This is a genomic window from Phenylobacterium sp. (assembly GCF_030646615.1).
Taxonomy (GTDB): domain Bacteria; phylum Pseudomonadota; class Alphaproteobacteria; order Caulobacterales; family Caulobacteraceae; genus Phenylobacterium.
Window position 1 is genome coordinate 17,871 of record NZ_JAUSLG010000036.1, and the last position, 25,830, is coordinate 43,700.

Genomic DNA, 25,830 nt, shown 5'->3' on the forward strand with positions numbered 1-25,830 from the left:
AGCTCCTTTTGCGGCCGGCCACAACGGGCGCCGGTCGCCTCTTGATCCAGCGATGTAAGGCCCTGAAGCCTGCCGATCAACTCCTGGACCGGAGATCGGCCAGGGCCTGGGCCATCAGGAATTCTGGAACCGCCATCAGCTTCGGCCCATCGGTCCAGACCAGCGCCGCCGCGATGGCCCGGCCGGGGAAGACCTCGGCCAGCACCGCGGCATAGAGCGCCATCTGGCGGAGATAGGCCGGGTCGGCGTCCTCTATTGCGTCCGGCGAGGGGCGGTTGGTCTTGAAGTCGGCCACCAGAACCCGGTCTGCGCGCACCACCAGCCGGTCGATGCGGCCGGAGATCTGCAGGCCCTGCGGCAGGGCGGCGGCGGTCCCGGCGATGGCCACCTCGGCCCGGCCGTCGGCGGCGAAGACCTCGGCGAACTGGGGATCGGCCAGGACGGCCAGCGCCGCGCCGGCCATCTCGGCCCGCTGGTCCTCGGTCAGGTCCGGCTCGCGGGCCAGGATGGCTGTGGCCGCGGCGTCGCGCTCGGCCAGCGGCAGGTCGGGCAGGATCTGCAACAGCCGGTGGATCAGCTCGCCGCGGCGGAATCGGCCGAGGCCCCCGACCCTAGCCAGAGGCGAGGGCGCCAGGATCTCCTCGGCCTCGCCTAAGTCCGACGGCGAGGCGAAGCGGGCCAGGGGATCGACGGCGGCGTCCACGCGCGCCCAGTCCGGCAGGGGGGCGGTGATCGGCGCTTCGCTTAAGCCCCGGCCGAGCACCTGCGGGTCCTCGCCAAACCGCCGGGCCTCCACCTGGCCGCAGGCGGCGGGCCGCAGGTGGGGGCCGACCATCTCATGGGCGAAGCCGGCCTGGATGGCGGCCCACCAGCCTTTGAGGTTCTCTTCCTTGGTCTTGGCGGCGATCCGGCCGCAGATCACCAGCCGGTCGCGGGCCCGGGTCAGCGCCACATAGAGCAGGCGGTAGGCCTCTTCCTCGTCCTTGCGGGCGCGCAAGCTCCGCGCCGTCGTCGAGGCCGCGCAGTCTAGCGCCTTGGACGGACACCAGAGGAAGCCGCCGTCCTCGGTCTCCAGCAGGGGCGAGCCGCGGCCCAGGCCCGACAGGGTGGTCTCGGGCAGGAAGACGATGGGCGCCTCCAGCCCCTTGGCGCCGTGGGCGGTCATGACGCGGACCTCGTTGCGGGCCGCCTCCATCTCGCGCTTGACGGTGATGTTGAGGCCGGCCAGCGCGTCGGCCAGGCCCTCCAGATCGCAGACGCCCCGCTGTTCGGCGGCCTGGGCCTGGGCCAGGAATTCGTCCAGGGCGTCCTCGGCCTCGGTCCCCAGCCGCCGCACGATCCTCTGGCGCATGGAGGCGCCGGCGCCGTCGCGCAGGGTGAGCAGCCGGCCATAGAATTCGAACGGCCGCCGCGTCCGGGCCTCGTCGCGGGCGGCGTTCAGGAACGCCAGGGCGGAGGTCCAGTCGGGGCGTTCAGCGGCGCGGGCCTGCAGGGCGCTCCACAGGTCGCCGGGCTTGCGGGGCTTGGCGAGGCCGTAGAGCGCCTCATCGTCCAGGCCGCAGAAGGGGCTCTTGAGCAGGGCCGCCAGGTTCAGCTCGTCCTGCGGGAACAGCACGAAGCGGGCCACGGCCAGCAAATCGTCGAAGATGATGTGCTCCGACAGGGCCAGCCGGTCGGCGCCAGCCACCGGCACGCCCCGGCGTTTCAGCGCCCGCAGGATATCCTCGAACAGGGCCTTGCGCCGGCGCACCAGGATGAGGACATCGCCATAGCGGGCCGGCCGCCAGGCGCCGCGGGTTCCGTCGGGCCCGTCCAGGTCCTTGTCGAACACCCCATCGCCCCGGGCTGTCAGGTCCTCGATCTCGCAGGCGATGTTTTCGGCCAGACGCCGGTTGGCGCTGGCCGGACCTTCCACGTCCAGCGGCGCGTCCCAGGCCTCGCGCTCCTCCCCCTCGGGCTCGCGCTCCAGGGGCCAGATATCGACGCAGCCCCGGTGGTGGGCGCGCATGGGGATGTGGCGCACGGCGTCCTCGCCCCGGGCCGGCGGCACGCCCCCTTGGGTTTCAGGGCTTGAGAAGACCGCATCGACGAAGCTCAGCACATCGACGGTGGAGCGCCAGGAGGCGGCCAGCGGCACGCTCTGCGCCCTGGCGCCGGCGTCCTGGATGCGGGCCAGATAGGTCTCGGTCTCCAGGCGCAGGCGCTCGGGCGCGGCGCCCTGGAAGGAATAGATCGACTGCTTCTCGTCGCCGACCACGAACAGGCTGCGCAGGGCCTGACGTTCGCGGCCTTGGCCGGCGAAAAACTCGGCGGTGAGCGCGCTGAGGATCTCCCACTGTTCGGGGGCGGTGTCCTGGGCCTCGTCCAGCAGGATGTGGTCGATGCCGCCGTCCAGCTTGTAGAGCACCCAGGCGGCCATGGGCCGCTCGGCCACCAGGGCCCGGGTCTTCTCGATCAGGTCGCCGAAGTCGAGCGCCCCGGCCGCGGCCTTCTCCTGGCCGTAGGCCGTCAGATAGGCCTGGGCCAGGACCAGCACATAGGCGCTGTCCCAGGCGATGTGGGCGGCGCGGACCTGGTCGCGGGCCACGGCCAGCCGGTCCTGCTCGTCCAGCAGGGCCTGGCGCAGGGGCTCGGCCGCCCCCAGGGCCTTGGTCTTGGCGACCCACGCAGCCGGCGTGCCTTCGCCCCCCTGGGTGAACAGGGCCTTGAGCGCATCGGAAAGCGTCGCGTGCGGGTCGGCCGCCACCGCCGCCAGGGTCTGCGAACACGACTGGTCGGTCTTGCCGCCCAGGGCCAGCACCTCGGCCGCCTCCCGCCAGAGCGCCCGGTCGAGCTCGGCCATGGCGGCGGCCGCCACGGCCTCCGGATCGGCCTCGCCGTCAAAGCCGCAGGCGTCCCAGATCCAGGCGAGCGCCCCTTCAAGCCCGCCCTGGCGATGCACAAAGGCGTCCAGGGCCCCGCGGCGGGCCTCGAAGGTGGCGAACATCTGCTCGAAGGCGCGGAAATCCAGGCTGACCGACAACCGCGCATAGGCCTGGGCCACCGCGCCCTCGCCGGTCAGCGCATGGCGGGCCACGGCCTGGCGGGCGGCCCGGGCGATCAGGGCTGCGGCCGGATCGTCCATCACCCGGAAGCCCGGCGAGATGCCCGCCTCCAGGGGAAAGCGCCGCAGCAGCTTCTCGCAGAAGGCGTGGATGGTCTGGATCTTCAGGCCGCCGGGCGTCTCCAGGGCCTGGGCGAACAGGGCCCGGGCGGCCGACAGGCGCGCGGCGTCATAGGAGTCAGGGCTGCGGCCCTCCAGCTTGGCTAGGGCTGCACGCAGGGCCGTGTCGTCGCACACCGACCATTGGCCGAGGAGGTCGAACAGCCGGCGCTGCATCTCGGCGGCGGCGGCCTTGGTGTAGGTGACGCAGAGGATGGCGGCGGGCGCGGCGCCGGCCAGCAGCAGGCGGGCCACCCGGTCGATCAGGGTCTTGGTTTTTCCTGAGCCCGCATTGGCGGTGACGAAGGCCGACAGGTCCGGATCGGCGGCCGTGCGCTGGGGATCGATGTCGATGCCGATGTTGATGACTGGGCTCATGCCTCGCCCTCGCCGTCCTCGCCGCTGGTGGACCATTCGAACACCCGGGCCAGATGGGCGTAGTCGCCGGCATAGTCGTGAACGAACTGCGGGGCGGTCCGCGACAGATAGGCCCGTTCGGGATCATCGAACTGGACCAGCAGGCGCAGGGCGCCGGCCAGGGCCTGCTCGGCGGCGTCATGGCTCTCCTCGCCGGCGGTTCCGCGGATCTCGACCTTGCCGGCGGGCTTGCGGCCGGTGACCTGCAGATAGACGAGGTCCCCCGGCGGCCTGGCCGGCACGTCCTTGAACCCGCCGCGGGCGACAATGGCGGCTGTCAGGGTCAGCTGCGGGGAGAAGCCGGTCTCAACCATCTTCTTCGACGGCGCCTGGCCGGTCTTGTAGTCGAGGATGTGGGCATAACCGTCCGGGCCGGTCTCGATGCGGTCGGCCTTGGCGGTCAGGGTGAAGTCGCGCAGGCCCGCGCGAACGGTGATCTGGCCGCCGGCCTCCACATGGATGTCGCGGCCATCAGCCCGCCGCTCGGCCTCCAGGGCGACCACCCAGGCCGCCGCCTCCTGGGCCAGGGCCTGCTCGCGGGCCAGGGATTCGGGCGGGGCGCCGGCGGCGACCAGGGCCTCCAGATAAAGCGCGGCGAACTCCCGGGCCGGCTCCGGCGGCAGGGCCTTGGGGTGGCGCCGGGCGAAGGTCTCGAACGCCTCGTGGATGGCCGTGCCCCGGGCGCGGGCCTCCACCGGCTCGTCGGGGCGGTCCAGGCGGTAGAGCTTCAGGATGTCCCGGGCCCAGGCGGCATAGGGGTCGCGGGTCAGCGACTCGATCCGGGTGACGGCGAACTGGGTCGGGCGATCGGCCACGGGGGGGCGCGGGGCGGGGCGGCCGATCGGCTCATAGTCCGTGGCGGCGTCCAGGGCGCGGGCCCAGTCCAGCAGGTCGGGGCGGCCGGGCAGGGTGAGGTCGGCGCCGCGGGCCAAGGTCTCCAGCCGCCAGAGCCAGCGGGACTTCACCGTCGGCTGGCCCTCCCGACGTTCGGAATGCAGCAGCACCACATGGGGGGCGCAGGCGGCCTGGGCGAAGTCGTGGGCGGCCAGGCCCACCCGGCGCTCCGGCGGCGGCAGGCCCAGGCGCTCGCGCATGGGCCGCGACAGGAAGGGATCCAGCGGCGCGCCCTGCGGCCAGACACCTTCCTCCAGGCCGGCCACCACCAGCCGGTCGGCGCGAACCAGGCGCGCCTCGATGGCGCCGAGGATGCGCAGGCGCGGATGGGTGGCGCCGCCGACCCGGACGGTCTCGTCCCCCATCAGCCGCATCAGCAGGTCGGCGAAGCCCTTGGGCGTCACCGGCGGCAGGGCGCCGGCCTCGGACATCAGCCCGGCCAGGAGTTGCGACAGGGCCTCGCCCCCGGCCCCGCCCCACAGGCGGCCGCAGGCGCCCGTGCTGTCAGCGGCCAGGGATTCCAGGGCAAGCGCCAGGGCCCGGGCGCGCTCGGCGCCCGCGCTGGGCTCGCTCATGTCGGTCAGGGGGGTGAGCGCGGCGCGCAGGACGGTGATCAGTCCGGCTGCGCTGGCCCGCCGCGCCTCGTCGGTCAGGGTCTTGTCCAGCCGGCGCGTCAGGGCCGCCCAGTCGACCGGGCGCGGCCCGCGAAGACCGTGGCGCTCCAGGTCGATGAGCCGGGCCTCCAGGGCCTCGCGGCTTTCCCCGAGCCGGGTCAGCGGATGCTTGAGCACGCCCAGTATCAGCACCGGATTGAGCGGCTCGGCCGCCAGCCTGGCGACCAGTCCCGCCAGCACCCCGGCCGAACAGGCCATCAGCGGCGTCCCCACCGAGGAGTCCGGGATCACCCCCCAGCGGGCGAGCTTCAGGGACACCCGCCGGGCCAGGTTCTGGTCAGGCGCCACCAGGGCGCCGGTGGCGCCGGGGATTTCCAGGGTCTCCCGCAGGAGCAGGGCGGCCACGGTGGCCGCCTCCTCCTCGCTGCGGGCGGTGACGACCGACAGGCCGGCCAGGCCCTCGGCGATGGGATCGACCCCCTCCTGGGCGCCTTCGGCCCGCAGGGCGCCGATCACGTTCAGCCAGTCGGCGGTGGCCTGGGCGGGCCGCAGGGCCTCGTTGATCACCCGCCGGCGCCAGCGCCCCTGGCTCTGATGGGGGGCGGAGGCCGGCCAGATCTCCACGGCCTCGCGGGTGAGGCCGGCGCGGGCCAGCAGCCGGCTGAGCGCCCCCTGCGGATGCTGCTCGTCCACCTGGTCCCAGGCGGCGTCGGCCAGGCTCTCGTCGAGGCCGGGCAGGACCACGCAGCCCTGCGGCGCCTCGGCGATCACCGCCAGCAGGTCGGCGGTGGCCGGCGCCGTGCCCGTGGAGCCGGCGGCCACCAGGACCCCGGTCGGGGGGCGGATGCTCCACTGTTCAGCGAGCGCCCGCAGCAGGGCCACTCGGCGCTGGCTGGTGTCGACGACGCCGAGCGCCTCAAGCCGCTCGGGCCAGGCGGCGAGCGCGGTCTCCAGAAAGGCGCGGGAGACCTGCCAGTGCTCGGCCAGCTCGGCGTCCACCAGCCCGGCCAGGGCGCCGGATGCGTCCGCCTCCTCGATCTGCAGGCTGTCGAGGAAGCCGCCCAGGGCGTCGGCCAGCTCCAGGGCGGCCGAGGCGTCGAGGCTGCGCGACAGCAGGCCCTCATGAGTCTTGACCAGCCTTGTCAGCTCCAGGCGGCGGCGCAGGGGATCGATGGCCGCAGGCAGGCGGGCGGCCAGGTCGCCCGGCTCGAAGGGCGGCTCGCCGGCGTCCAGGTCGCCTAGGGGCCGGATCTGCGGCGGCAGCAGGGCCTGGCCGCCCCCGGCCGCCAGGAAGGCGTCGGCGAGCGCGCGGGCCCCGCGGCGGGTGGGCGTCAGCACGGTGGCCTGGGACAGGGCTTCGGGTCCCAGCGGCGCCAGGGCGTCATGCAGACCCCTGGCGAGGTCGTGGACGAAGGGCCGGTGGGCCGGGATGTTGAACCAGCGGGGCCTTGGCCCGTCGAAGAGCGGCGGCCGGCTCACGGTGTGAGCTTGGCTTCGGCGGCCTCCCGGGCGGCGGGATCGCCGACATGCATCCAGAAGGCGTCCATCACCGCCCCGTGCAGGCGGCCCTGCGCGGCGAGCTTCTGCCAGATCGGCACGATGGAGAAGGCGTCGTCGCGGACGCCGTCGAGGATCTGGGGTTTGAGAATCTGGAAGCCGACATTGGCGAAGGGGGTCGGCGGCTCGGCCTGGGCCGAATGGGTCAGGCGCCCGGCGGCGTCGCGGAAGAAGCCCTGCGGCCCTTCGAAGCCGAGCCCCTGGCCCCGGGGGACCAGCAGCAGGAGGACATCCATGATCTCCGGGTCCCAGGCCTGCCCCAGGGTCTGCAGGGGCGGGGTCGTCCCGCCGGCCCAGAGGGAGTCGATATTGGCCACCAGGATCGGATCGTCCCCCAGCAGGCGCCGGGCATGGGCGATGCCGCCGCCGGAATCCAGCAGGGCGGCGCGCTCGTCGCTGATCTTGATGCGGATGTCGTCCCGGCGGGCCAGGTGGGCCACCATCTGGTCGGCGAAGTGATGGATGTTGACCACGGCGGTCTCCACCCCGGCCTCCACCATGCGGTCCAGTACATGGTCGACCAGGGCGCGGCCGGCCACCTCCACCAGGGGCTTGGGCCGATGGTCGGTGAGCGGGCGCATGCGGGTGCCCAGACCCGCCGCCATCACCATGGCGGTCTTGGGGAAGCTCTGCGGGCCGTCTCGCGGACTCACCGGCGGGCCTCGGACGGCACGTGAGCGTCGAACCAGGCCTTGATCGGGGCGAGGTCGGGATCGGCCAGGCAGCGTTCGAGATAGCGCCAGGTGCGGGGCATGAAGGCCTCGTAGCGCGGCTTGCCGAAGCCCGCCACCTGCCGGGCGAAGATGAACAGGATGCGGGCCGAGTTCAGGGCGCCGAGCGCATGGTAGTCGGCGCGGAAGGCCACCGCGTCGATGTCGCTGCGAATCTCCAGATAGCGGGCCAGCGCCACAGCCTCGCGTTCCGGCGAGACGTCCCGACGCCCGTCGTGCAGCAGCATGGAGAAGTCCCAGGCCGGATGAGCCAGCACCGCGTCCTGGAAGTCCAGCAGGCCGACCCGGGCCACGCCGGTACGGTCGGGCAGCCAGATCAGATTCTCGGCGTGATAGTCCCGGTGGCAAAAGACGCTGGCGGCGGCCTCGGCCCGGGCGCGGATCGGCGCCCACAGGGCCTCCCATTCGGCCTCGGCCTCGGTGGAAAAGGGCGCGAGGCCGGAGAACTTCGGCCACCATTCCAGGAACATGTCGCCGCCCGTGCGCAGGGCCAGGTCGTCATAGGTCAGGAAGGGCCAGGCCGCCCCCTGCGCCTCCAGCACCGGCGGCGGCGTGGCCTCATGCAGCCTGGCCAGCACCTCGACGGCGGCGTCATAGAGGGGGGCCTCGTCCGTCCCGGTCTCGATCAGGCGGGCATAGAGGTCATCGCCCAGGTCCTCCAGCACGGCCAGGCCGTCGCCCGCCTCATGGGCGACGATCTCCGGGGCCGACAGGCCCTGGTCGCGCAGCCAGCCGGCGGTGGCCACGAAGGCGTCCACCCGGCCAGCCGCCAGCCTTGCCATCGCGTTGTAGCCGGCCCGCCGCCGTTCATCGGGACTGGCCTCCGGCGGGCAGGGGGCGGTCTCCACCGGCGGCTGGTCCATGAAGATCAGGCTGGCCTTGCCCGGACGGGTCAGCCGCTCATAGCGGCGCGTCGAGGCGTCCCCGGCCAGGGGCGTGCGCTGGGCCTCGGCCAGGCCGTGACGGGCCAGGAAGTCGGCCTTCAGGCCCTCACGATCAGAACTCAATCGTACGTCCTTCCCAGGCGCCATGGGGCGTCAGGCGCGCCCGGCGCGCCGCCCCGTCCAGTTCAATGTCTATATCCAAGCGATGGGGGGGAAGGCGACCCTCCAGGCGCTGCGGCCATTCGATGATCGCCGCCCCATCCTCCAGGGCCTCGTCCAGGCCGATCTCATAGGCCTCGTCAGGGCTGGTCAGCCGATAGAGGTCGAAGTGGGCGAGCGTCATGCCATCACCCTCGTAAAACTGCACGAGCGTGAAGGTGGGGCTGGGCACCTCCTCGTCCGGGGTCGTGCGGGCCCGGATCAGCGCCCGGGCCAGGGTGGACTTGCCGGCGCCCAGGGGGCCGGTGAGGCAGATGGCTTCGCCTGCGCCGATCACCGCGGCCAGGGCTGCGCCCAGGCGGGCGGTGGCCGCCTCGTCCTCCAGGCGGAGATCGCCGTCGAGGGGAAGCCTCATGCGAAGGGCCGGTCCGGGTCGGAGGGCAGGACGCGCTCCACATAGGCCTTCAGGGCCTCGGTCGCCCTCTGGACATCGCCGGCCAGGGCGTCGGGCGCGATCGGGGGGCCGAGGGTCAGGCCGTACTGGCCGCCGCGCTTGTTCAGCAGCTCGTGGAAGAGGGTGATGTCGCGAAGCTCGGCCGAGACCCGGTTGAACAGGTGGAACAGGGTCGACCAGGGGCCGGTCACGTGCAGGGGCACGACCGGCGCCTCGTACTTGCGGGCGATGGAGATGGCGCTGCTCATCCAGGGCGGATCGGCCAACTGGCCGTCCGCCTGCCGCCGGGCCAGCCGACCGGAGGGGAAGATCACCAGGGCCCGCTCCGCCTCCATGGCCTCGCGGGTGCGCTGCAGGGTCAGGCGGGTGCGCTCACGGGTGCGCTTTTCCTCCACCCATTCGACGGGGATCAGCAGGTCGGAGAAGCCGGCCGCCACCCGGTGGGCGTCGGAATTGGCGTAGAAACAGAGGTCCGGCCGCCGCGCCTTGAAGGCGTCAAAGACGGCGACCCCGTCGGCGATGCCCGTGGGATGGTTGGCGATCACCACCACCCGCCCCTTTTGGGGCAGCCGCTGCAGGTGGGTCACGTTAAGCCGCACATCGAGCAGGCCCGAGACCCGCTCCAGGGCGGCTCGGCCGGGGAGGGGGGCGATGGCGTCGGCCATTCGGCGGGCCTTGCCATAGTCCAGCAGGCCATAGAGCAGGGGCCGCAGGATCGGCCAGGTGGGGTGGCGGCTGAGGCCCGGCGCGCGTTCGGCGATCAGCACGTCCACGATATGATCGTGGCGCGTCCGGGCCGTGCGCAGGATATCCGTGGACGAAGCGACGCTCATTGCCCCGCAAGAATGCGCCTGAGCCTGCAATTTGGGCAAGCGCTAGGCGAGGGCGCGACGGGGGCCTAAGCTCTCGCCCATGCGTGAGATCAGCCACTTCATCGCCGGCCGCGCCGTGGCCGGAACCTCGGGACGCTTCGGCGAGGTGTTCGATCCCAATCTCGGCGAGGTTCAGGCGCGCGTCGCCCTGGCCTCGGCCGCCGAGCTCGACGGGGCGGTCCAGGCCGCCCTCGCCGCCCAGCCGGCCTGGGCCGCAGTCAATCCCCAGCGCCGGGCGCGGGTCATGTTCGCCTACAGGCGCCTGGTGGAGGCGCGGATGGATGAGCTGGCCGCCCTGCTGTCCGCCGAGCATGGCAAGGTGATCGCCGACTCGCGAGGCGACATCCAGCGGGGGCTGGAGGTGATCGAGTTCGCCTGTGGAATCCCCCACGCCCTGAAGGGTGAATATACCGAGGGCGCTGGCCCGGGCATCGACGTCTGGTCCATGCGCCAGCCCCTGGGCGTGGCCGCCGGGATCACGCCGTTCAATTTCCCGGCCATGATCCCGATGTGGATGTTCGGGGTGGCCGTGGCGGTGGGCAACGCCTTCATCCTCAAGCCCTCGGAAAAGGACCCGAGCGTGCCGGTTCGGCTGGCCGAACTGTTCATGGAGGCCGGCGCGGAAGCCGGCGTCGAGGTGGCCGGCGTGCTGAACGTGGTCCACGGGGACAAGACCTGCGTCGACGCCATCCTGACCCATCCCGACATCGCCGCGGTCAGCTTCGTCGGCTCGTCGGATATCGCCCAGTATGTCTATGCGACCGGCGCGGCGCACGGGAAGCGGGTCCAGGCCATGGGCGGGGCGAAGAACCACGGCGTCCTGCTGCCCGACGCCGACCTGGAGGCCGCCGTGGGCGACATCCTCGGCGCCGCCTTCGGCTCGGCCGGCGAGCGCTGCATGGCCCTGCCCGTGGTCGTGCCCGTCGGGACGGCGACCGCCGAGGCCTTCCGCGAGTTGATGAGCGCCCGGCTCGAGACCCTGAAGATCGGCGTCTCCTCCGATCCCGCCGCCCAGTACGGCCCGGTGGTCAGTGCGGCCCACCACAGGCGCGTCGCTGACTACATCCAGATGGGGGTGGACGAGGGCGCAGAGCTGGTGGCCGACGGCCGCGGCTTTTCCCTGCAGGGCCATGAGAAGGGCTTCTTCATCGGCCCCACCCTGTTCGACCATGTGAAGCCGGCCATGCGGTCCTACCAGGAGGAGATCTTCGGACCCGTGCTGCAGATCGTGCGGGCCGACAGCTTCGAAGAGGCCCTGGCCCTGCCCTCGCAGCACGCCTATGGCAACGGCGTCTCGATCTTCACGCGGAACGGCCGGGCCGCCCGGGAGTTCGCCTCCCGAGTGAATGTCGGCATGGTCGGGATCAATGTGCCCATCCCCGTGCCGGTGGCCTATCACAGCTTCGGCGGCTGGAAGCGCAGCGCCTTTGGCGACGCCAACCAGCACGGCATGGAGGGGGTGCGCTTCTACACCAAGGTCAAGACCGTCACCGCCCGCTGGCCCGAGGGCGAGGCGAGCGACCAGGCCTTCGTCATCCCCACCATGAGATAGACTTTCGGCGTCCGACCCCTATGGCCTAGGCTGACCTCGAGCTTTGGAGCGATCGAGCATGAAGAATTTCCGCCTGTGGGCGATCCTGGCCCTGGTGGTCGTGGTGGCCGGTCTCGGCGCCTATTTCTACTGGAACCATGAAGTCCGCTGGAGGCCCAATACCGTGACGAAGAACCAGGCTGAAATCGCCCGCCTGCTGGAGTCCTCGGGCTGGGTCTCGCCGGGGATCGAAGGCCCGGCGGTCTATATGGTGTCATTCCGCACCTGCCCGGACTGCCTGCGCTTCAAGGCCGAGCAGTTCCCCGACCTGCATGCGGCCGGGATCGACACCCGGGTGATCGAGATCGCCCGGGGGGAGGTGAATGGTCTCGAACGCTCGACGCCGGTGGAGCGCGCCACGGTGGCCGAGCTGTGGCTGAACCGCGACTGGGGCCTGTTCGAACGCTGGGTGCAGGTCCCGGCCTCGGCCTGGACGGCGCCTGGCATCCCGCCGGCTGACGGCGACGCCGCGCGGATGGCGGTGGTGGAGACCGGCCGCAATCTCGTCGATCAGCTCACGCCGCTGCTCAAGGACAACGGCGTCAATTTCGCCTATCCCCTGCTGGTCTGGTGGGACCAGGACGGCCAGATGAAGGCCTGCGCCTGCGAACGCCGTGAGACCTATCGCTTCCTGCGGGAAGACCTCGGCCTGCCGGCCAGGAGCGACACCCCCCAGGTGCCTGCGGGCGAGGAGGACGGCGCCCTGGTCCCGGCTGACCCCGCGGCGACCTGAAGACCGGCAAACGCAGCCGCCGATCATTGGCCGATTGTGATCACGGCCTTGCCGGGCTAGGGGCGGAGGCATGACGTCCGCCCTCGAAGCCGCCTATCGCACCCGCCTGGAGCGCGGGGAAATCCGAGCCGATCCGGCCCAGGCCGCCGCCCTGCCGGCTCTTGTGCGGCTGGAGGCCGACCTGGCCGCCAGCGAACCCGGCGGCCTGTTCGGGCGGCTGCGCAAGCCCCAGAGCCAGACGGGCGTCTATCTCTGGGGGCCGGTGGGCCGGGGCAAGTCCATGCTGATGGACCTGTTCTACGAGACCGCGCCGGTGGCCAGGAAGCGCCGCACCCATTTCCACGTCTTCATGGGCGAGGTGCACCAACTTATCGGCGCCTGGCGCAAGGGCGATGCGGCCGCCCGCAAGGCGCAGTTCGGCCAGCATCGTGGTGATGATCCCATCCCGCCCGTCGCCGATGTGGTGGCCGGCCAGGCGCGACTGCTCTGCTTCGACGAGTTCCAGGTCACCGACATCGCCGACGCCATGATCCTGGGCCGGCTGTTCACCGCCCTGTTCGACCGGGGCGTAACCCTGGTGGCCACCTCCAACCGCGTGCCCGACGCCCTCTATCGCAACGGCATCAACCGCCAGCTCTTCCTGCCCTTCATCGACCTGCTGAAAGCCCAGGCCGAGGTGGTGTCGGTGGCGGGCGAGCACGACTATCGCCTGGACCGGCTGCGGGCGGCCGGAGTCTGGTTTTCGCCGATCGACCCGGACAATGTGCGGACCTACGACGCCCTCTGGGGCGAGATGCTCGACGGCGACGAGGAGCTGGGGGAGACGGTGGAGGTCCTGGGCCGCAAGATCCACCTGCCCCACGCCACCGGCGGCCTGCTGCGGGCGAGCTTCGCGAGCCTCTGCGGCGTGGCGCTGGGGCCGAACGACTATCTGGCCCTGGCCGAACGCTTCCACACGGTCTTTCTCGAGCGCGTGCCGCGGCTGACGCCGGCCCGGCGGGAAGAGGCCAGGCGTTTCGTCACCCTGATCGATGCGCTCTATGAGGCCCGCGCCAAGCTGATCGTCCTGGCCGAAGCGGAGCCGGCCGCCCTCTATCCGGAGGGCGACGGCGCCTTCGAGTTTGAACGCACCGCCTCGCGCCTGCAGGAGATGCGCTCCGCCGACTGGCTCACCGAGCGGGGTTAGGAAGTCGGCCGCCGCTGCGCCGAAGGCGCAGTTTTGAACCACAAAGAACACGAAGAGCACGAAGCAGCCCTGCGCGCGGCGCCTTGGTGCTCTTCGTGTTCTTTGTGGTTGAACTCAACTGGGCGCTTCGCGCCGTCTCACGCGCCCCGCAGGCTCTCCACCAGCTGGCGGGCGACGGGGCGCAGTTCGTCCAGGCTGCGGACGCAGATCTTCAGCTCTCGCGCCGCCCAGTCGTCGGTGAGGGCGACAATGGCCAGGTTCATGGTGCAGACGGCCCGGGCCGCCGTGGTCTCGGGCACCACGCCGACGCCGACGCCGCACTCCACCAGCCGACAGACGGCGTCGAAGCTGCGCAACTGGACCCGCAGGCGCAGGCGCCGCCCCTCGCGGCCGGCCCGGGCGGCGAGGAAGCGCTGCAGGGAGCTGGCCCGGTCCAACCCCACCAGGTCGTAGTCCAGCACCTGGGCGAAGGCGGCGTTGATATTCCGGGCCAAGGGGTGGTCCAGGGCCGTCACCACCACGAAGCGGTCGGTGCGAAAGGCGAAGGTCTCCAGGGCGCCCACATCCACCGTGCCGGCCACGATGCCCACATCGGCGGCGCCCTCGGCCACCAGGCCGACGATCTCGTCGGACAGCCGCTCCTCCAGGTCGACGCTGACCTGGGGGTTGGCGGCCAGGAAGGAGGACAGGGCCTCGGGCAGGAATTCGGTCAGGGCGTTGGTGTTGGCCAGGACGCGGACCTCGCCGGCGGCGCTGTCGGCGATCAGGCCCAGTTCGTCCTGCATCCGCGCGCTCTGCTCCAGCAGGCCGCGGGCGTGCTTGAGCAGCAGAAGCCCGGCCGGGGTGGGCGTCACCCCCAGGCGTGAGCGGGTCAGCAGGGCCGCGCCCAGGGACTGCTCCATGGCCCGGATGCGGGTGGAGGCCGCGGCCAGGGCTAGGGCCGAGCGCTCGGCGCCGCGGGTGATGGAGCCGGCCTCCACCACGTCGCAGAACAGCCTCAGATCCACCAGGTCGAACCGCATCCTTCGTCTCCCGCGAAGGAAGGCTACAGCAAAGACGGATTGCCCGGGAGGCCGAAAGCCGAGAGACTTCCGCGCTAGCGAAGGCCTTTGTGTTCGGCGGCTTCGTTGACACCCCTATATGGCGGCGTAAAAGCGGCCTCAAGCAATCCAGGGCAAGAGGGAGCGGCTGTAGAACCGATGTCGGACGCCTCGAAGACTATCCGGGTCAGACCCACCTCGCCGCACGTTCAGGTGTGGCGCTGGCATCTCACCGCGCTGACCTCCATCGCCCACCGGATCACCGGCGTCGGCCTCTATGTGGGCACGCTGATCCTGGCCGGCTGGGCCATTTCCCTGGCCATGGGGCCTGAGGCCTATGGGACCTTCATGGGCCTGATGGGCTCGGTCCTGGGCAAGCTGGTCCTGTTCGGCCTGAGCCTGGCGGTCTTCTTCCACCTGGCCAAGGGCGTCCAGCACCTGATCTGGGACACCGGGGTCGGCCTCAAGCTGCAGGCGGCCAACGCCGGCGCCGTGGCCACCGTCGCCTTCGCCATCGTGGCCACCATCGTGGTCTGGATCATCGCCGCCATGACGGGAGCGCTCTGATGGCCGATTTCCGCACCCCCTTCTCCCGGGCCCAGGGCCTGGGCGCCGCCGGCCACGGGGTCGGCCACTGGATCACCGAGCGGGTCACCTCGATCGCGCTTATTCCGCTGGTGCTGTGGGGGGTCTTCGCCGTCCTGCGCCTGGCCCGCAGCGACTATGACATGGCCGTGGCCTGGCTGGCCTCGCCGATCAATGCGGTCCTGCTGTCCCTGCTGACCGTGATCAGCTTCATGCACATGAACTCGGGCATGCGGGTGGTGATCGAGGACTATATCCACCGCAAGATCACCAAGGCGGGCCTGCTGCTGCTGAACCTCTTCGTCTGCGCGCTGTTCGGCGCGCTCGCCCTCTTCTCCATCCTGAAGGTCGCCCTGTCGGGCGGAGCTTACTGAGCATGGCCGCATACGAATTCATCGACCACAAGTTCGACGTCGTCGTCGTGGGCGCCGGCGGCTCGGGCCTGCGCGCGGCGCTCGGCTGCGCCCAGGCCGGCCTCAAGACCGCCTGTGTCTCCAAGGTCTTCCCGACCCGCTCGCACACTGTGGCCGCCCAGGGCGGCATCTCGGCGAGCCTGGGAAACATGAGCCAGGATGACTGGCGCTGGCACATGTACGACACCGTCAAGGGGTCGGACTGGCTGGGCGACCAGGACGCCATCGAATATCTCTGCCGCAACGCGCCGGCCGCCGTCTATGAGCTCGAGCACTGGGGCGTGCCCTTCTCGCGCACCGAGGACGGCAAGATCTATCAGCGCGCCTTCGGCGGCATGACCAGCAACTATGGCGAGGCCCCGATCCAGCGCACCTGTGCGGCCGCGGACCGCACCGGTCACGCCATGCTGCACACCATGTATGGCCAGTCCCTGGCCAACAATACCGAGTTCTTTATCGAGTATTTCGCCCTCGACCTGATCATGGAAGACGGCGTCTGCCGCGGCGTCACCGCCTGGAAGCTGGACGACGGCACCCTGCACCGGTTCCAGGCCCAGATGGTCATCCTGGCCACCGGCGGCTATGGCCGGGCCTATATCTCCTGCACCAGCGCCCACACCTGCACCGCCGACGGCAACGCCATCCTCCTGCGGGCCGGCCTGCCCCTGCAGGACATGGAGTTCGTGCAGTTCCACCCCACCGGCATCTATGGCGCCGGTTGCCTGATCACCGAAGGCGCCCGGGGCGAGGGCGGCTATCTGACCAATTCCGAGGGCGAGCGCTTCATGGAGCGCTATGCGCCGTCCGTGAAAGACCTGGCGCCGCGGGACATGGTCAGCCGGGCCATGACCATCGAGATCCGCGAAGGCCGCGGGGTGGGTCCGAACAAGGACCACATCTTCCTGCACCTGGACCACCTGGACCCCAAGGTTCTGCACCAGCGCCTGCCGGGCATTTCCGAGAGCGCGCGGGTCTTCTCCGGGGTGGACGTCACCAAGGCGCCGATCCCGGTCCTGCCCACCGTGCACTACAATATGGGCGGCATTCCCACGAACTTCTATTCCGAGGTGGTCACCCGCGACGGCGACAACCCCGACAGCGTCATCCCCGGCCTGATGGCCGTGGGCGAGGCGGCCTGCGTCTCGGTGCACGGCGCCAACCGCCTGGGCTCCAACTCGCTGATCGACCTGGTGGTGTTCGGCCGCTCGGCCGCCCTGCGCGCCGCTGACATCCTGACGCCCGGCGCCAAGCAGCCCGAGCTGAAGCCGAGCCACACCGACGCCCACCTGGCCCGCTTCGATCGCCTGCGGAACGCCAGGGGCGGCACGCCCACGGCCCAGCTTCGCCTGGACATGCAGAAGGCCATGCAGGAGGACGCCGCGGTGTTCCGCACCGGCGAGAGCCTGGCCTCGGGCGTGGCGCGCCTGGACAAGATCCACGGCCAGCGCGGCGACATCCAGGTCACCGACCGCGGCATGATCTGGAACACCGACCTCGTCGAGACCCTGGAGTTCGACAATCTGATCGGCCAGGCCGCCGTCACCGTGAACGGGGCGCTGAACCGCACCGAGAGCCGCGGGGCGCACGCCCGGGAGGACTATCCCGATCGTGATGACGAAAACTGGATGAAGCACACGCTGACCTGGTTCGACGACGCCACCGGCAAGGTGAAACTGGACGACCGTCCGGTCCACTCCTTCACGCTTAGTAACGACATCGCCTACATCCCGCCGAAGGCGCGGGTCTACTAGGGGCGGGTCTGTGGCCCCCTTCGTCGCTCATTCCCGGCTTCGGACCGAACGCGCCGCGCGCGCGGGGTCCGGGGTCTTCGCCTAAGGAAAGCCTCCGATGGTCGAACTCGCCCTGCCCAAGAACTCCCGCGTCCAGAAGGGCCGCCATCATCCGGCCCCGGCCGGCGCCAAGAAGGTCAAGACCTTCAAGGTCTATCGCTATGACCCCGAGGGGACCGAAAACCCCCGGTGGGACACCTATGACGTGGACACCGAGGCGTGCGGCCCCATGGTCCTGGACGCCCTCATCCACATCAAGAACACCATGGACCCGACCCTGGCCTTCCGCCGCTCGTGCCGGGAAGGGGTCTGCGGCTCCTGCGCCATGAACATCGGCGGCCGCAACACGCTCGCCTGCACCCATGGCTGGGAAGAGGTGCCCGGCCAGACCTGCACCATCAGCCCGCTGCCGCACATGCCGGTGGTCAAGGACCTGGTGCCTGACATGACCATGTTCTACGCCCAGTACGCCTCCATCGAGCCCTGGCTGCACACCAAGACGCCCGAGCCCCAGGGCGAGTGGCTGCAGACCCCGGAGGACCGGGAGAAGCTCGACGGCCTCTATGAGTGCATCCTGTGCGCCTGCTGCACCACCTCGTGCCCCAGCTACTGGTGGAACGGCGACAAGTATCTGGGCCCGGCCGCCCTGCTGCACGCCTATCGCTGGCTGATCGACAGCCGCGACGAGGCCACCGGCGAGCGGCTTGACGATCTGGAAGACCCGTTCAAGCTCTATCGCTGCCACACGATCATGAACTGCGCCCAGGTCTGTCCCAAGGGTCTGAACCCGGCCAAGGCCATCGCCGAGGTCAAGAAGATGCTGGTCGACCGGGTCGTCTAAAGCGGGCGCCTGTGCGTTTCCCAAGTTGACGCAGGCGTCATTTTTCTGCATCGGGGAGCGGCATGAGTGATTTAGGCGCACACGTGGTGATCCTGGGGGCGGGGCACGCCGGCGGCACAGCCGCCGCGCTGCTGCGTCAGTACGGGCATTTGGGACCGGTCACCCTGATCGGCGACGAGCCGCTGGCGCCCTATCAGCGGCCGCCGCTCTCCAAGGCCTGGCTGAAGGGCGAGGCCGACGCCGACTCCCTGGCGCTCAAGCCCCTGGAATTCTACGCCGAGCACCAGATCGACTTCCGGCCCAACACCCGGGCGGTGAAGCTCGCCCGGGCCGACAAGATCGTGACCCTGGCCGACGGCCAGACCCTGACCTACGACTTTCTGATCCTGGCCACCGGCGCCCGGGCCATCAAGCTCCCGGTGCCGGGCGCTGAGCTGGCCGGCCTGCTGGAGCTGCGCACCGCCGCCGACGCCGAGGCCCTGAAGGCCGCCGTGGGGCCGGGCAAGCGCCTGGCCGTCGTGGGCGGCGGTTATATCGGCCTGGAGGTCGCCGCCTCTGGCCGCGCCCTGGGGGCCGAGGTGGTGGTGATCGAGCGCGAACAGCGCCTGCTGGCCCGCGTCGCCTGCGAATCCCTGTCGGACTTCTTCCGCGGCGTTCACGAGGCCCACGGGGTCACCTTCGAGATGGGCGCCAGCGTCACCGGCTTTGTCGGCGAGGACGGCCAGGTGACCGGCGTCACCCTGGCCGATGGCCGGACGATCGCCTGCGACGCCGCCGTGATCGGGGTCGGCGCCACCCCCAATGACGAGCTGGCCGCCGACTGCGGCCTCGACACGGCCCGCGGCGTGGTGGTCGATCTGGAGGCGCGGACCTCCGACCCCTCCATCTTCGCCATCGGCGACGTGGCCCACCGGCCGATGCCGATCTATGACCGCATGTTCCGTATGGAGAGCGTGCCCAACGCCCTGGAACAGGCCAAGCAGGCCGCCAGCGCCATCACCGGACGTCCGGCCCCGGCCGGCGAGGTGCCGTGGCAGTGGTCAGACCAGTACGACCTGAAGCTCCAGATCGCCGGCTACGCCTTCGACGCCGACGAGGTTCTGCTGCGCGGCGATCCGGCCAGCGGCAAGTTCGCGGTCTTCCATCTCAAGGGAGACCAGATCCAATCCGTGGAGGCGATCAACTCGCCCCCGGAATTCATGATGGGCAAGCAGCTGATCGGAAACCGCAAGCCGGTGTCCAAGGCGAAGCTCGTCGATCTCAGCGTTTCAATGAAAGAGGTCGTCGCCTGAAGGCGGCGCGAAAGGGAGCCATGGCCAAGATCACCTATATCGAGCACGACGGGACCGAGCACGTCGTGGACGTGAAGACCGGGCTCACGGTGATGGAAGGCGCGGTGAAGAACAACATCCCGGGCATCGACGCCGACTGCGGCGGCGCCTGCGCCTGCGCCACCTGCCACGTCTATGTGGATGAGGCCTGGAAGGACAAGACCGGCGAGTCCTCGGCCATGGAGGAGTCCATGCTCGACTTCGCCGAGAACGTCGAGCCCAACAGCCGCCTGTCCTGCCAGATCAAGGTCACCGACGAGCTCGAAGGCCTGGTCGTGCGGATGCCCGAGAGCCAGCACTAGGTCGACATGGCAAGGGGCGGCTGCGTGTCGCGCCGCCCCTTCGTTCCCATCCAGGGGACAGGGGACCGGGCCTTCTTCACGGGCCAAGCGATCCGGCAGACCAACAGGATTCCCTTGAGGCGCCTTGCGTTCAGGCGATTTCCGGCGTCAGCCGCGCCCGCAAGGCGGCGCCGTCTCGCCCGGGCGAGTCGCCAAACAGGCGGCGATAGTCGCGACTGAACTGCGAGGGACTTTCATAGCCTACGACGTAGCCCACCGAGGCGACGGAGGCGGCCGCCCCCTCGGCCAGCAACAGCCGCCGCGCCGCCTGGAGGCGGACCTGTTTCTGGAACTGGACGGGGGTCTCCAGGGTCGCCGCCTTGAAGTGGCGGTGAAAGCTCGGAATGCTCATATGGGCGAGGGCCGCGAGGTCGGCGACGCGTAAAGACTCTGCATAGTGGTCGCGGATCCAGGCCGTAGCACGGCCGATGCGGGAACCGTGGCTGTCGGCCAAACCGATCTGACGTAGGGCGGCGCCGAGCCGTCCAGCCAGGAGGCGCCAGACGATCTCGCGCCGGATCAGCGGGGCAAGGACCGGCAGGTCGGCCGGGCTGTCGAGCAGATCCAGCAGCCGGACAAAGGGATCGCACAGCGCCCCATCCAGGTCGGTGGTGGCCAGGGCCCTGGGCGGCGGCGGCGCTGCAATCTGGCAGCCATGTTCCACCAGCAGATCAGCGACCATGGCCGGTTCGATCTCAAGGCTGAACGCCAGATAGGGGCGCGTGGGAGAAGCCTCGGTGATCTGGGCGGCGACGGGCACGTCGATCGTGGCGAGCAGACCCTGCCCGGCGCGATAGGAGAAGGGCTGGTCGCCGAGCATGCTGACCTTGGCCCCCTGCAGGACGGCGCAGAAGGAGGGGCGATAGACCGAGCGAATGACGCCGCTCGGGGCATCGGCGCGGCTGAGCAAAAGGCCGCTCAACGGCGTCTCGCGTCCAAAGCGGCTGAACTGTCGCGATACCCGCGCCGCCAGGGCCTCGAAGGGCGCGTCCATGTCCGCCATGCCTTTCCCCGATAATGCCCGGTTATCGGAAGAGCTCTAGGCTACCCGGCCAGCCCATGCACCATCCGTCGCGAGGGCTTGATAGGATCAGGCAAGAGGCTGAGAGGATCGGCGTCGCCGACGGGCGGCGAAGGGCGCACCTTGTCGGCCTGATCCCAGCCAAAGGAGCCTCCCGTGCGCACCCGTCAACTTGGCCATAGCGGCCTGTTTGTTTCTGAACTCTGCCTCGGCACGATGACCTTCGGCGGCGACGAGGGCATCTGGGGCCTGATCGGCCGGCTCGACCAGGGCCAGGCCGACGCCCTGGTGAAGACGGCCCTGGACGCAGGCGTCAACTTCATCGACACGGCCAATGTCTATGCCGGCGGCGAGAGCGAGCGCATTCTCGGCCAGTCCCTGAAGAACTTGGGCGTGCCCCGCGATCAGGTGGTGGTCGCCACCAAGGTGATGGGGCCCATGGGCGAGGGGCCAAACGCCCGCGGCGCCTCACGGGGTCATATCCTCAGCCAGTGCCAGGCGAGCCTGAAGCGGCTCGGTCTCGATCATATCGACCTCTACCAGATCCATGGTTTCGACCCCGCCACCCCGATCGCCGAGACCCTGGAAGCCCTCGACATTCTCGTGCGCCATGGCCACGTCCGCTACATCGGCCTGTCCAACTGGGCCGCGTGGCAGGTGGTCAAGGCGGTCGGTCTGAGCGAGGCGCGCCGGCTCGCGCCGATCCTGTCTCTGCAGGCCTATTACACCCTGGCGGCGCGGGACCTCGAACGGGAGATCGTGCCGATGCTCCTGTCCGAGAAGATCGGGCTGATGGTGTGGAGTCCCCTGGCCGGCGGCTATCTCTCGGGCAAGTACGATGAAGACGGCAAGGCCGCCGACGGTCGTCGCGCCGCCTTCGACTTCCCGCCGGTGGATCGCGCGCGGGGAAACGCCGCTCTCGGCGAGATGCGCCGGATCGCCGAAGCCAAGGGGTGCACCGTTGCTCAGGTCGCCGTGGCCTGGCTGCTCCACCAGCCGGTGGTCACCAGCGTCATCGTCGGCGCCAAGCGGGTCGACCAACTCGCCGAAAATCTCGCCGCCACCGAGGTCAAGCTGGAACCCGGCGACCTTGCCGCCCTGGACCTGGCGACCCGACCGGCCAGCGAATATCCCGGCTGGATGCTGGAACGACAGGCCGGTTACCGCACCTGAGGCGGGCGGGGCGTCGCTAGAATTCCAGCTCGCGGTGCGACGCCGACTCCGCCTGGGCCAGCTCGGGCAGGTGGCAGGTAAAGGTCGCGCCGGCGCCGGGCTCGCTCTCCAGGGCCACCCAGCCCCCATGCAGCTCGGTGAGCGCCTTGACCAGGGCGAGGCCCAGGCCCGGCCCCCCGCGCTCGCGCCCCACGAACCGGTCGAAGATGTGGGCCTGGACGTGGAAGGGGATGCCGCGGCCGGTGTCGCTGACCTGCAGCTTGACCTCGCCCAGGGCGCGGCGGGCCGAGATGGTGATCTTGCCCTCCGGCGGGGTCTGGCGGATGGCGTTCTCGATCAGGTGGTCGAGGATCTGGTCAAGCCTGTGGGAGTCGGCGCGGATCACCCCGATCCCTTCGGCATGCTCCACCTGCAGGACGACGCGGCCCTCCTCCAGGCTGCGGGACCAGCGGGCGGCGGCCTGGGCCAGCATCTCGTCCACATGGACGTCCTCCAGGTCCAGGGCCATTTCGTCGGCGTCGATCTGGGCCATGTCCAGCACGTCGTCGATGGAGCGGGCGAGCTGGGTGGCGGCCATGCGCACGGCCGCGGCGTGGCCTCGGCCCCGCTCCGACAGGTTCTCACCCGACCGCTCCAGCAGCTCCGAATAGCCGATGATGGTGGTGAGCGGGGTGCGCAGTTCGTAGGAGACATTGCCCACGAAGTCCCGCTTCAGACGCTCGGCGTCGGCCAGGGCGGCGGATCGGTCGGCCAGGGCGCTCTCCAGCTTGCGGGCGTCGGTGACGTCGGTGAAGGCGATCAGGGTGGCGCCGTCGGGCAGGGGCCGGGACTGATAGGCCACGATGCGGGAGTCCGAGGTCTTCACCTCGCCGGAGATCGGCGCCCGGGCGCTGGGATCGGGGTCGGCGACGCGGCCCTTGAGCTCGCGCCAGAAGTTCAGGTCGTGCAGGCGCGGCACGCAGAGCTCCACCACGCCCTCGAAGTCGCCGGCCAGGTCCAGCTGGGTCGGGGTGACGTTCCAGAACCGCTCGAAGGCCTCGTTGTGCAGCCGCAGCCGCCCGTCTGAGCCGAACACGGCCACGGCGTCGTTCAGCTTGTCCAGGGTCGCCTGCTGCACCTGGATCAGGGCGTTGTACTGGGCCTTGAGCTTCAGCTCGTCGGTGATGTCGGAGAACAATAGCAGCACCCCGCCCATGGGGTGGGGCTGGCGCACGACCCGCAGGGTGCGGCCATCGGGCAGGCTCCACAGATCATCGGGGCTGGAGCCCAGGGCCTCGTAGCGGTCCAGCTCAGCGGCCCGCCACTTCACGTAGTCGGCGGTCTCCGGCAGCCGGCGGCGCTGGCGCAGGCGGTCGAGCAGCTCGCCATGGCCGGGACGCTCGCTCAGCCAGGCCGGCTCCAGGCCCCACAGCTCGGCGAAGGCCGTGTTGTGGAAGATCATCTTCTTGTTGGCGCCGAAGATGGCGACGGCGTCGGCGATGTGGTTCAGCGTCTCGTCATGGGCGGCCACGTGGCGCTTCAGCGCCTCGCGCATCTCCTCGGCCTCGGTGGCGTCCTCGGCCCAGACCCCGACCCCGCCCCCTTCCAGCGGCCGGGCGGTGATGTGGAAGGCGCGGCGGCGCCCCCCCAGGGTCAGCCAGCGGGTGGTCTCACGAACCTGGGCCAGGTTGGCGGCCTCGCTGGCGATCTCGTCGGCGGCCTTGTCCAGGGTCAGGCCCTTGGCGGCGGCCTCGTCCAGGCTTGTGGCGTCCACGGCGGCCAGCCAGGCGGCGTTGACCCAGACCGGCGCCCCGTCGGCCGAGGCGATCCAGGCCGGGCCGGGCCGGGCGTCCAGCAGGGCGGCGAACCGGGGCGCGGTGGGCAGGCCGGCGTCCTCGCCGATCACCGCCGAGAGCCGCAGCCAGGCCAGGGCGCCGGCCGCCCGGCCCTCGACCGAGACCACGCCGGCGGGACCGCGGACCTCGAAGGCGCAGGTCTCGCCGCGCTCGAACAGGGCGCGCAGGCGGCGGGCATGGTCGGGATCGGCCCGCATCAGGGCGTTGACCAGACCCTGGGCGTCGGCGTTCTCCAGGGACAGGGCCGCGGCGCAGACGCAGAGGCTTTCCTCGCCCGAGGCCAGCAGGGCGCGGCCGTCCTCCACCGCCAGCAGGGCGGAGTCGAAGGCCTCAGCCGAGGACTGGGCGACCTCGGCGCGCATTTCCAGCTCGGCGACCCGGCTCCGGAGGGCCAGCAGGCGCGTCTGCCCCTGACGCTGTTGGGCGAGCGCCCAGAGCGTCGCGCAGATGGCCAGGCAGACCGCACCGGCGGCCGCCGCCAGGATCAGTTCATGCGCGTTCATCACCACTCCATCAGCGCCGTCCGCGCCGATGCGAATCACCCTTTTTTCAACATAGAACCCAAAACGGTTCACCGCACCCGCGGCACGTTTCCTCAGGCGCCCGTTTGAGCGACAATGGCCCCATGAGCGCCATTCTCTATCCCGTCGCCCGCGACGCCGAGGCTGCGCTCGCCGCCCCCCTGGGCCGCGCGGCCCGCGCTCGGGAGGCCCAGGCTCTGGCCGGCGGCGAGGCGATCGAGTTCATCACCCGCCCGGTCGGCCCCGAATTCGCCAGCCGCGAGGCGGCCCTGGACGTCTATGCCGGACGCGTCGAGGACGACCGTCCTGGCCGCCTGCGCAGCCTGCCGCCCGAGGATCGCTATTGCCGGCTCGCCGAACTGGCGGCCCAGGTGGGCGGCCGACGGCGGGTGCTCGCCCAGGTGCAGCCGACCCTGCGCGACGGTCGCCGCTGGCCAGCCCCGCCGGACCAGCCGGTCGCCACGGTCTGGCGGCTGCAGATCTCGTTCTGGCGGATCGGATCGGCGGCGGAGATTCCCCTCGATGGCCCCCAGGCCCGGCGGGTGCGCCGCGGCGGCGCCGAGGCCGATCGTGAAACCCTGGACGCCCTGACCCGCCAGCCCCTGCGGCCCTTCCGTCCGCAGCAGCCCCTGGACATCGGCCTGTTCGAAATCCGCACGCCGGAAGCCCCGCACATCGTGATCGCCGACGAATGACCCCATCTTCATCGGGGCTCGCCCCCAGCCTGGACGACATGGCCGCCCTGGCGCAGGCCGCCTTCGCCCGCCTGCCCGAAGCCTTTCGGCAGATGACGGGCCACGTCCTGTTCCGGGTCGACGACTTCCCGGATGAGGAGACGCTCGCGGCCCTGGAGATCGAGGATCCCTTCGACCTGACCGGCCTCTATCACGGGGTCGACCTGGCCCATCGCTCGGTGCTCGATCCCGAAACCCATCCGTCGATGGTCTTCCTCTATCGTCGGCCGATCCTGGACGAGTGGGCGGCCCGGGGCGATGTGACGCTCGAGGAGCTGGTCAGCCATGTGCTGATCCACGAGATCGGCCATCATTTCGGCCTCTCCGACGACCAGATCGACGCCATAGAGGCGGCGGCGGACTGAGGCTGGCAGGCCGCCGGTCACGAAAATGACGCCCCCGTCATCTTCTTGACTGAACGACGTTCATGTGGCTGACTGAGCCATAGACAGATGGGCTGCCCGCAAGGTGCGGAGCCGGGGCCGCAGAGCCTGCCCGATCTTCCTGGAGGACGAGTTCATGGCCGCTGACGGCAACATCACCAAGGACATCATCTACGACGCCGTGTCGCCGGACGACTTCGAGTCGATGCTTGAGCTGGACCGCTACAACGCCCGCTCCACGGCCTTCGACAAGATCATCTCGGCCACCCACGACCATTTCTGGGATCCGCTCGACAAGAAGTACATCGACTTCGACGAGCCCTTCGACATGGAAAACCAGATGATCCTGCCGGAGGACATGATCATCTCCATGTCCACCGACTATGTCTCCAACCACCTCAGCGACTGGAAGACCCGGGTCCGCTTCGTGAACCAGTCGGCCCTGCGGTCCTTCTCCTCGATCCTGCATGGCGAGCAGGGCGCACTGAACCTGTCGGCCAGCCTCTGCCATGTGCTGAAGGACCAGGG

General features: G+C 70.5%; 21 protein-coding genes and 1 pseudogene. 13 read left to right on the forward strand and 9 right to left on the reverse strand.

Annotated elements, in window-relative coordinates; all coding sequences use genetic code 11:
* Positions 1 to 76: 76 nt before the first annotated feature.
* The 6 genes from addA to Q7S93_RS05490 are packed head-to-tail and all read right to left on the reverse strand — an operon-like array spanning position 77 to position 9,745.
* Positions 77 to 3,580: a double-strand break repair helicase AddA gene (addA, locus tag Q7S93_RS05465; protein WP_304712728.1), complete on the reverse strand. Its 3,504-nt coding sequence runs from the start codon at positions 3,578 to 3,580 to the stop codon at positions 77 to 79.
* Positions 3,577 to 6,606: a double-strand break repair protein AddB gene (gene addB / locus Q7S93_RS05470; protein ID WP_304712729.1), complete on the reverse strand. Its 3,030-nt coding sequence runs from the start codon at positions 6,604 to 6,606 to the stop codon at positions 3,577 to 3,579. The genes addA and addB overlap by 4 nt, the downstream gene beginning before the upstream one ends.
* Positions 6,603 to 7,337, reverse strand: a complete 735-nt coding sequence (locus Q7S93_RS05475; protein ID WP_370652078.1) for a nucleotidyltransferase family protein — start codon at positions 7,335 to 7,337, stop codon at positions 6,603 to 6,605. Before Q7S93_RS05475 ends, addB begins: the two co-directional genes overlap by 4 nt.
* Positions 7,334 to 8,446 carry an N-acetylmuramate/N-acetylglucosamine kinase AmgK gene (gene amgK / locus Q7S93_RS05480; protein WP_304712730.1) on the reverse strand — a complete coding sequence of 371 codons (1,113 nt, stop codon included), beginning with the start codon at positions 8,444 to 8,446 and terminating at the stop codon, positions 7,334 to 7,336. The genes Q7S93_RS05475 and amgK overlap by 4 nt, the downstream gene beginning before the upstream one ends.
* Positions 8,412 to 8,873 carry a tRNA (adenosine(37)-N6)-threonylcarbamoyltransferase complex ATPase subunit type 1 TsaE gene (gene tsaE / locus Q7S93_RS05485; RefSeq protein WP_304712731.1) on the reverse strand — a complete coding sequence of 154 codons (462 nt, stop codon included), beginning with the start codon at positions 8,871 to 8,873 and terminating at the stop codon, positions 8,412 to 8,414. The genes amgK and tsaE overlap by 35 nt, the downstream gene beginning before the upstream one ends.
* Positions 8,870 to 9,745, reverse strand: coding sequence for a GNAT family N-acetyltransferase (locus Q7S93_RS05490; protein ID WP_304712732.1), 876 nt, complete (start codon positions 9,743 to 9,745; stop codon positions 8,870 to 8,872). Before Q7S93_RS05490 ends, tsaE begins: the two co-directional genes overlap by 4 nt.
* 79 nt (positions 9,746 to 9,824) lie before the next feature.
* Here Q7S93_RS05490 and Q7S93_RS05495 point away from each other — a divergent pair, with 79 nt between their 5' ends.
* The 3 genes from Q7S93_RS05495 to zapE all read left to right on the forward strand — a co-directional run bounded on the left by Q7S93_RS05495 (position 9,825) and on the right by zapE (position 13,294).
* Complete coding sequence (locus Q7S93_RS05495) at positions 9,825 to 11,336, forward strand: CoA-acylating methylmalonate-semialdehyde dehydrogenase (RefSeq protein ID WP_304712733.1); 1,512 nt, start codon at positions 9,825 to 9,827, stop codon at positions 11,334 to 11,336.
* Positions 11,337 to 11,394: 58 nt separating this feature from the next.
* The gene (locus Q7S93_RS05500) at positions 11,395 to 12,108 is read left to right on the forward strand and encodes a hypothetical protein (RefSeq protein ID WP_304712734.1); all 714 of its coding nucleotides are present in this window, start codon (positions 11,395 to 11,397) and stop codon (positions 12,106 to 12,108) included.
* Between the two features lie 70 nt (positions 12,109 to 12,178).
* Positions 12,179 to 13,294: a cell division protein ZapE gene (zapE, locus tag Q7S93_RS05505; RefSeq protein WP_304712735.1), complete on the forward strand. Its 1,116-nt coding sequence runs from the start codon at positions 12,179 to 12,181 to the stop codon at positions 13,292 to 13,294.
* 137 nt (positions 13,295 to 13,431) lie between these two features.
* Here the strand turns inward: zapE and Q7S93_RS05510 are convergent, their stop codons facing one another.
* Positions 13,432 to 14,316 (reverse strand): LysR substrate-binding domain-containing protein, encoded by an 885-nt coding sequence (locus tag Q7S93_RS05510; RefSeq protein ID WP_304712736.1) that lies wholly within the window; start codon positions 14,314 to 14,316, stop codon positions 13,432 to 13,434.
* A 177-nt stretch (positions 14,317 to 14,493) separates the two neighbouring features.
* Here Q7S93_RS05510 and sdhC point away from each other — a divergent pair, with 177 nt between their 5' ends.
* From sdhC to Q7S93_RS05540, 6 genes are all read left to right on the forward strand, one after another.
* Positions 14,494 to 14,901 (forward strand): succinate dehydrogenase, cytochrome b556 subunit, encoded by a 408-nt coding sequence (gene sdhC / locus Q7S93_RS05515; RefSeq protein WP_304712737.1) that lies wholly within the window; start codon positions 14,494 to 14,496, stop codon positions 14,899 to 14,901.
* Positions 14,901 to 15,293 (forward strand): succinate dehydrogenase, hydrophobic membrane anchor protein, encoded by a 393-nt coding sequence (gene sdhD / locus Q7S93_RS05520; RefSeq protein WP_304712738.1) that lies wholly within the window; start codon positions 14,901 to 14,903, stop codon positions 15,291 to 15,293. The genes sdhC and sdhD overlap by 1 nt, the downstream gene beginning before the upstream one ends.
* 2 nt (positions 15,294 to 15,295) lie before the next feature.
* A complete protein-coding gene (sdhA, locus tag Q7S93_RS05525; protein ID WP_304712739.1) occupies positions 15,296 to 17,083 on the forward strand; it encodes a succinate dehydrogenase flavoprotein subunit in 1,788 nt (595 codons plus the stop codon).
* 97 nt (positions 17,084 to 17,180) lie between these two features.
* On the forward strand, positions 17,181 to 17,963 hold the full coding sequence (locus Q7S93_RS05530; protein ID WP_304712740.1) for a succinate dehydrogenase iron-sulfur subunit: 783 nt from the start codon (positions 17,181 to 17,183) through the stop codon (positions 17,961 to 17,963).
* A 62-nt stretch (positions 17,964 to 18,025) separates the two neighbouring features.
* The gene (locus Q7S93_RS05535) at positions 18,026 to 19,255 is read left to right on the forward strand and encodes an NAD(P)/FAD-dependent oxidoreductase (RefSeq protein WP_304712741.1); all 1,230 of its coding nucleotides are present in this window, start codon (positions 18,026 to 18,028) and stop codon (positions 19,253 to 19,255) included.
* A 20-nt stretch (positions 19,256 to 19,275) separates the two neighbouring features.
* Positions 19,276 to 19,596 carry a 2Fe-2S iron-sulfur cluster-binding protein gene (locus Q7S93_RS05540; RefSeq protein ID WP_304712742.1) on the forward strand — a complete coding sequence of 107 codons (321 nt, stop codon included), beginning with the start codon at positions 19,276 to 19,278 and terminating at the stop codon, positions 19,594 to 19,596.
* A 130-nt stretch (positions 19,597 to 19,726) separates the two neighbouring features.
* Here Q7S93_RS05540 and Q7S93_RS05545 read toward each other — a convergent pair whose 3' ends face one another.
* A complete protein-coding gene (locus Q7S93_RS05545; protein ID WP_304712743.1) occupies positions 19,727 to 20,638 on the reverse strand; it encodes an AraC family transcriptional regulator in 912 nt (303 codons plus the stop codon).
* 174 nt (positions 20,639 to 20,812) lie between these two features.
* Here Q7S93_RS05545 and Q7S93_RS05550 point away from each other — a divergent pair, with 174 nt between their 5' ends.
* Positions 20,813 to 21,829: an aldo/keto reductase gene (locus Q7S93_RS05550; protein WP_304712744.1), complete on the forward strand. Its 1,017-nt coding sequence runs from the start codon at positions 20,813 to 20,815 to the stop codon at positions 21,827 to 21,829.
* Between the two features lie 16 nt (positions 21,830 to 21,845).
* Here Q7S93_RS05550 and Q7S93_RS05555 read toward each other — a convergent pair whose 3' ends face one another.
* A complete protein-coding gene (locus Q7S93_RS05555; RefSeq protein ID WP_304712745.1) occupies positions 21,846 to 24,167 on the reverse strand; it encodes a sensor histidine kinase in 2,322 nt (773 codons plus the stop codon).
* Between the two features lie 104 nt (positions 24,168 to 24,271).
* On the opposite strand from Q7S93_RS05555, the gene Q7S93_RS05560 reads away from it, so the two are divergent.
* The 3 genes and pseudogenes from Q7S93_RS05560 to Q7S93_RS05570 form a co-directional block, all read left to right on the forward strand.
* Positions 24,272 to 24,880: a hypothetical protein gene (locus Q7S93_RS05560; protein ID WP_304712746.1), complete on the forward strand. Its 609-nt coding sequence runs from the start codon at positions 24,272 to 24,274 to the stop codon at positions 24,878 to 24,880.
* Positions 24,877 to 25,284 (forward strand): metallopeptidase family protein, encoded by a 408-nt coding sequence (locus tag Q7S93_RS05565; protein WP_304712747.1) that lies wholly within the window; start codon positions 24,877 to 24,879, stop codon positions 25,282 to 25,284. Before Q7S93_RS05560 ends, Q7S93_RS05565 begins: the two co-directional genes overlap by 4 nt.
* Before the next feature lie 154 nt (positions 25,285 to 25,438).
* A pseudogene (locus Q7S93_RS05570) lies at positions 25,439 to 25,830 on the forward strand (ferritin-like domain-containing protein); the annotation flags it as partial.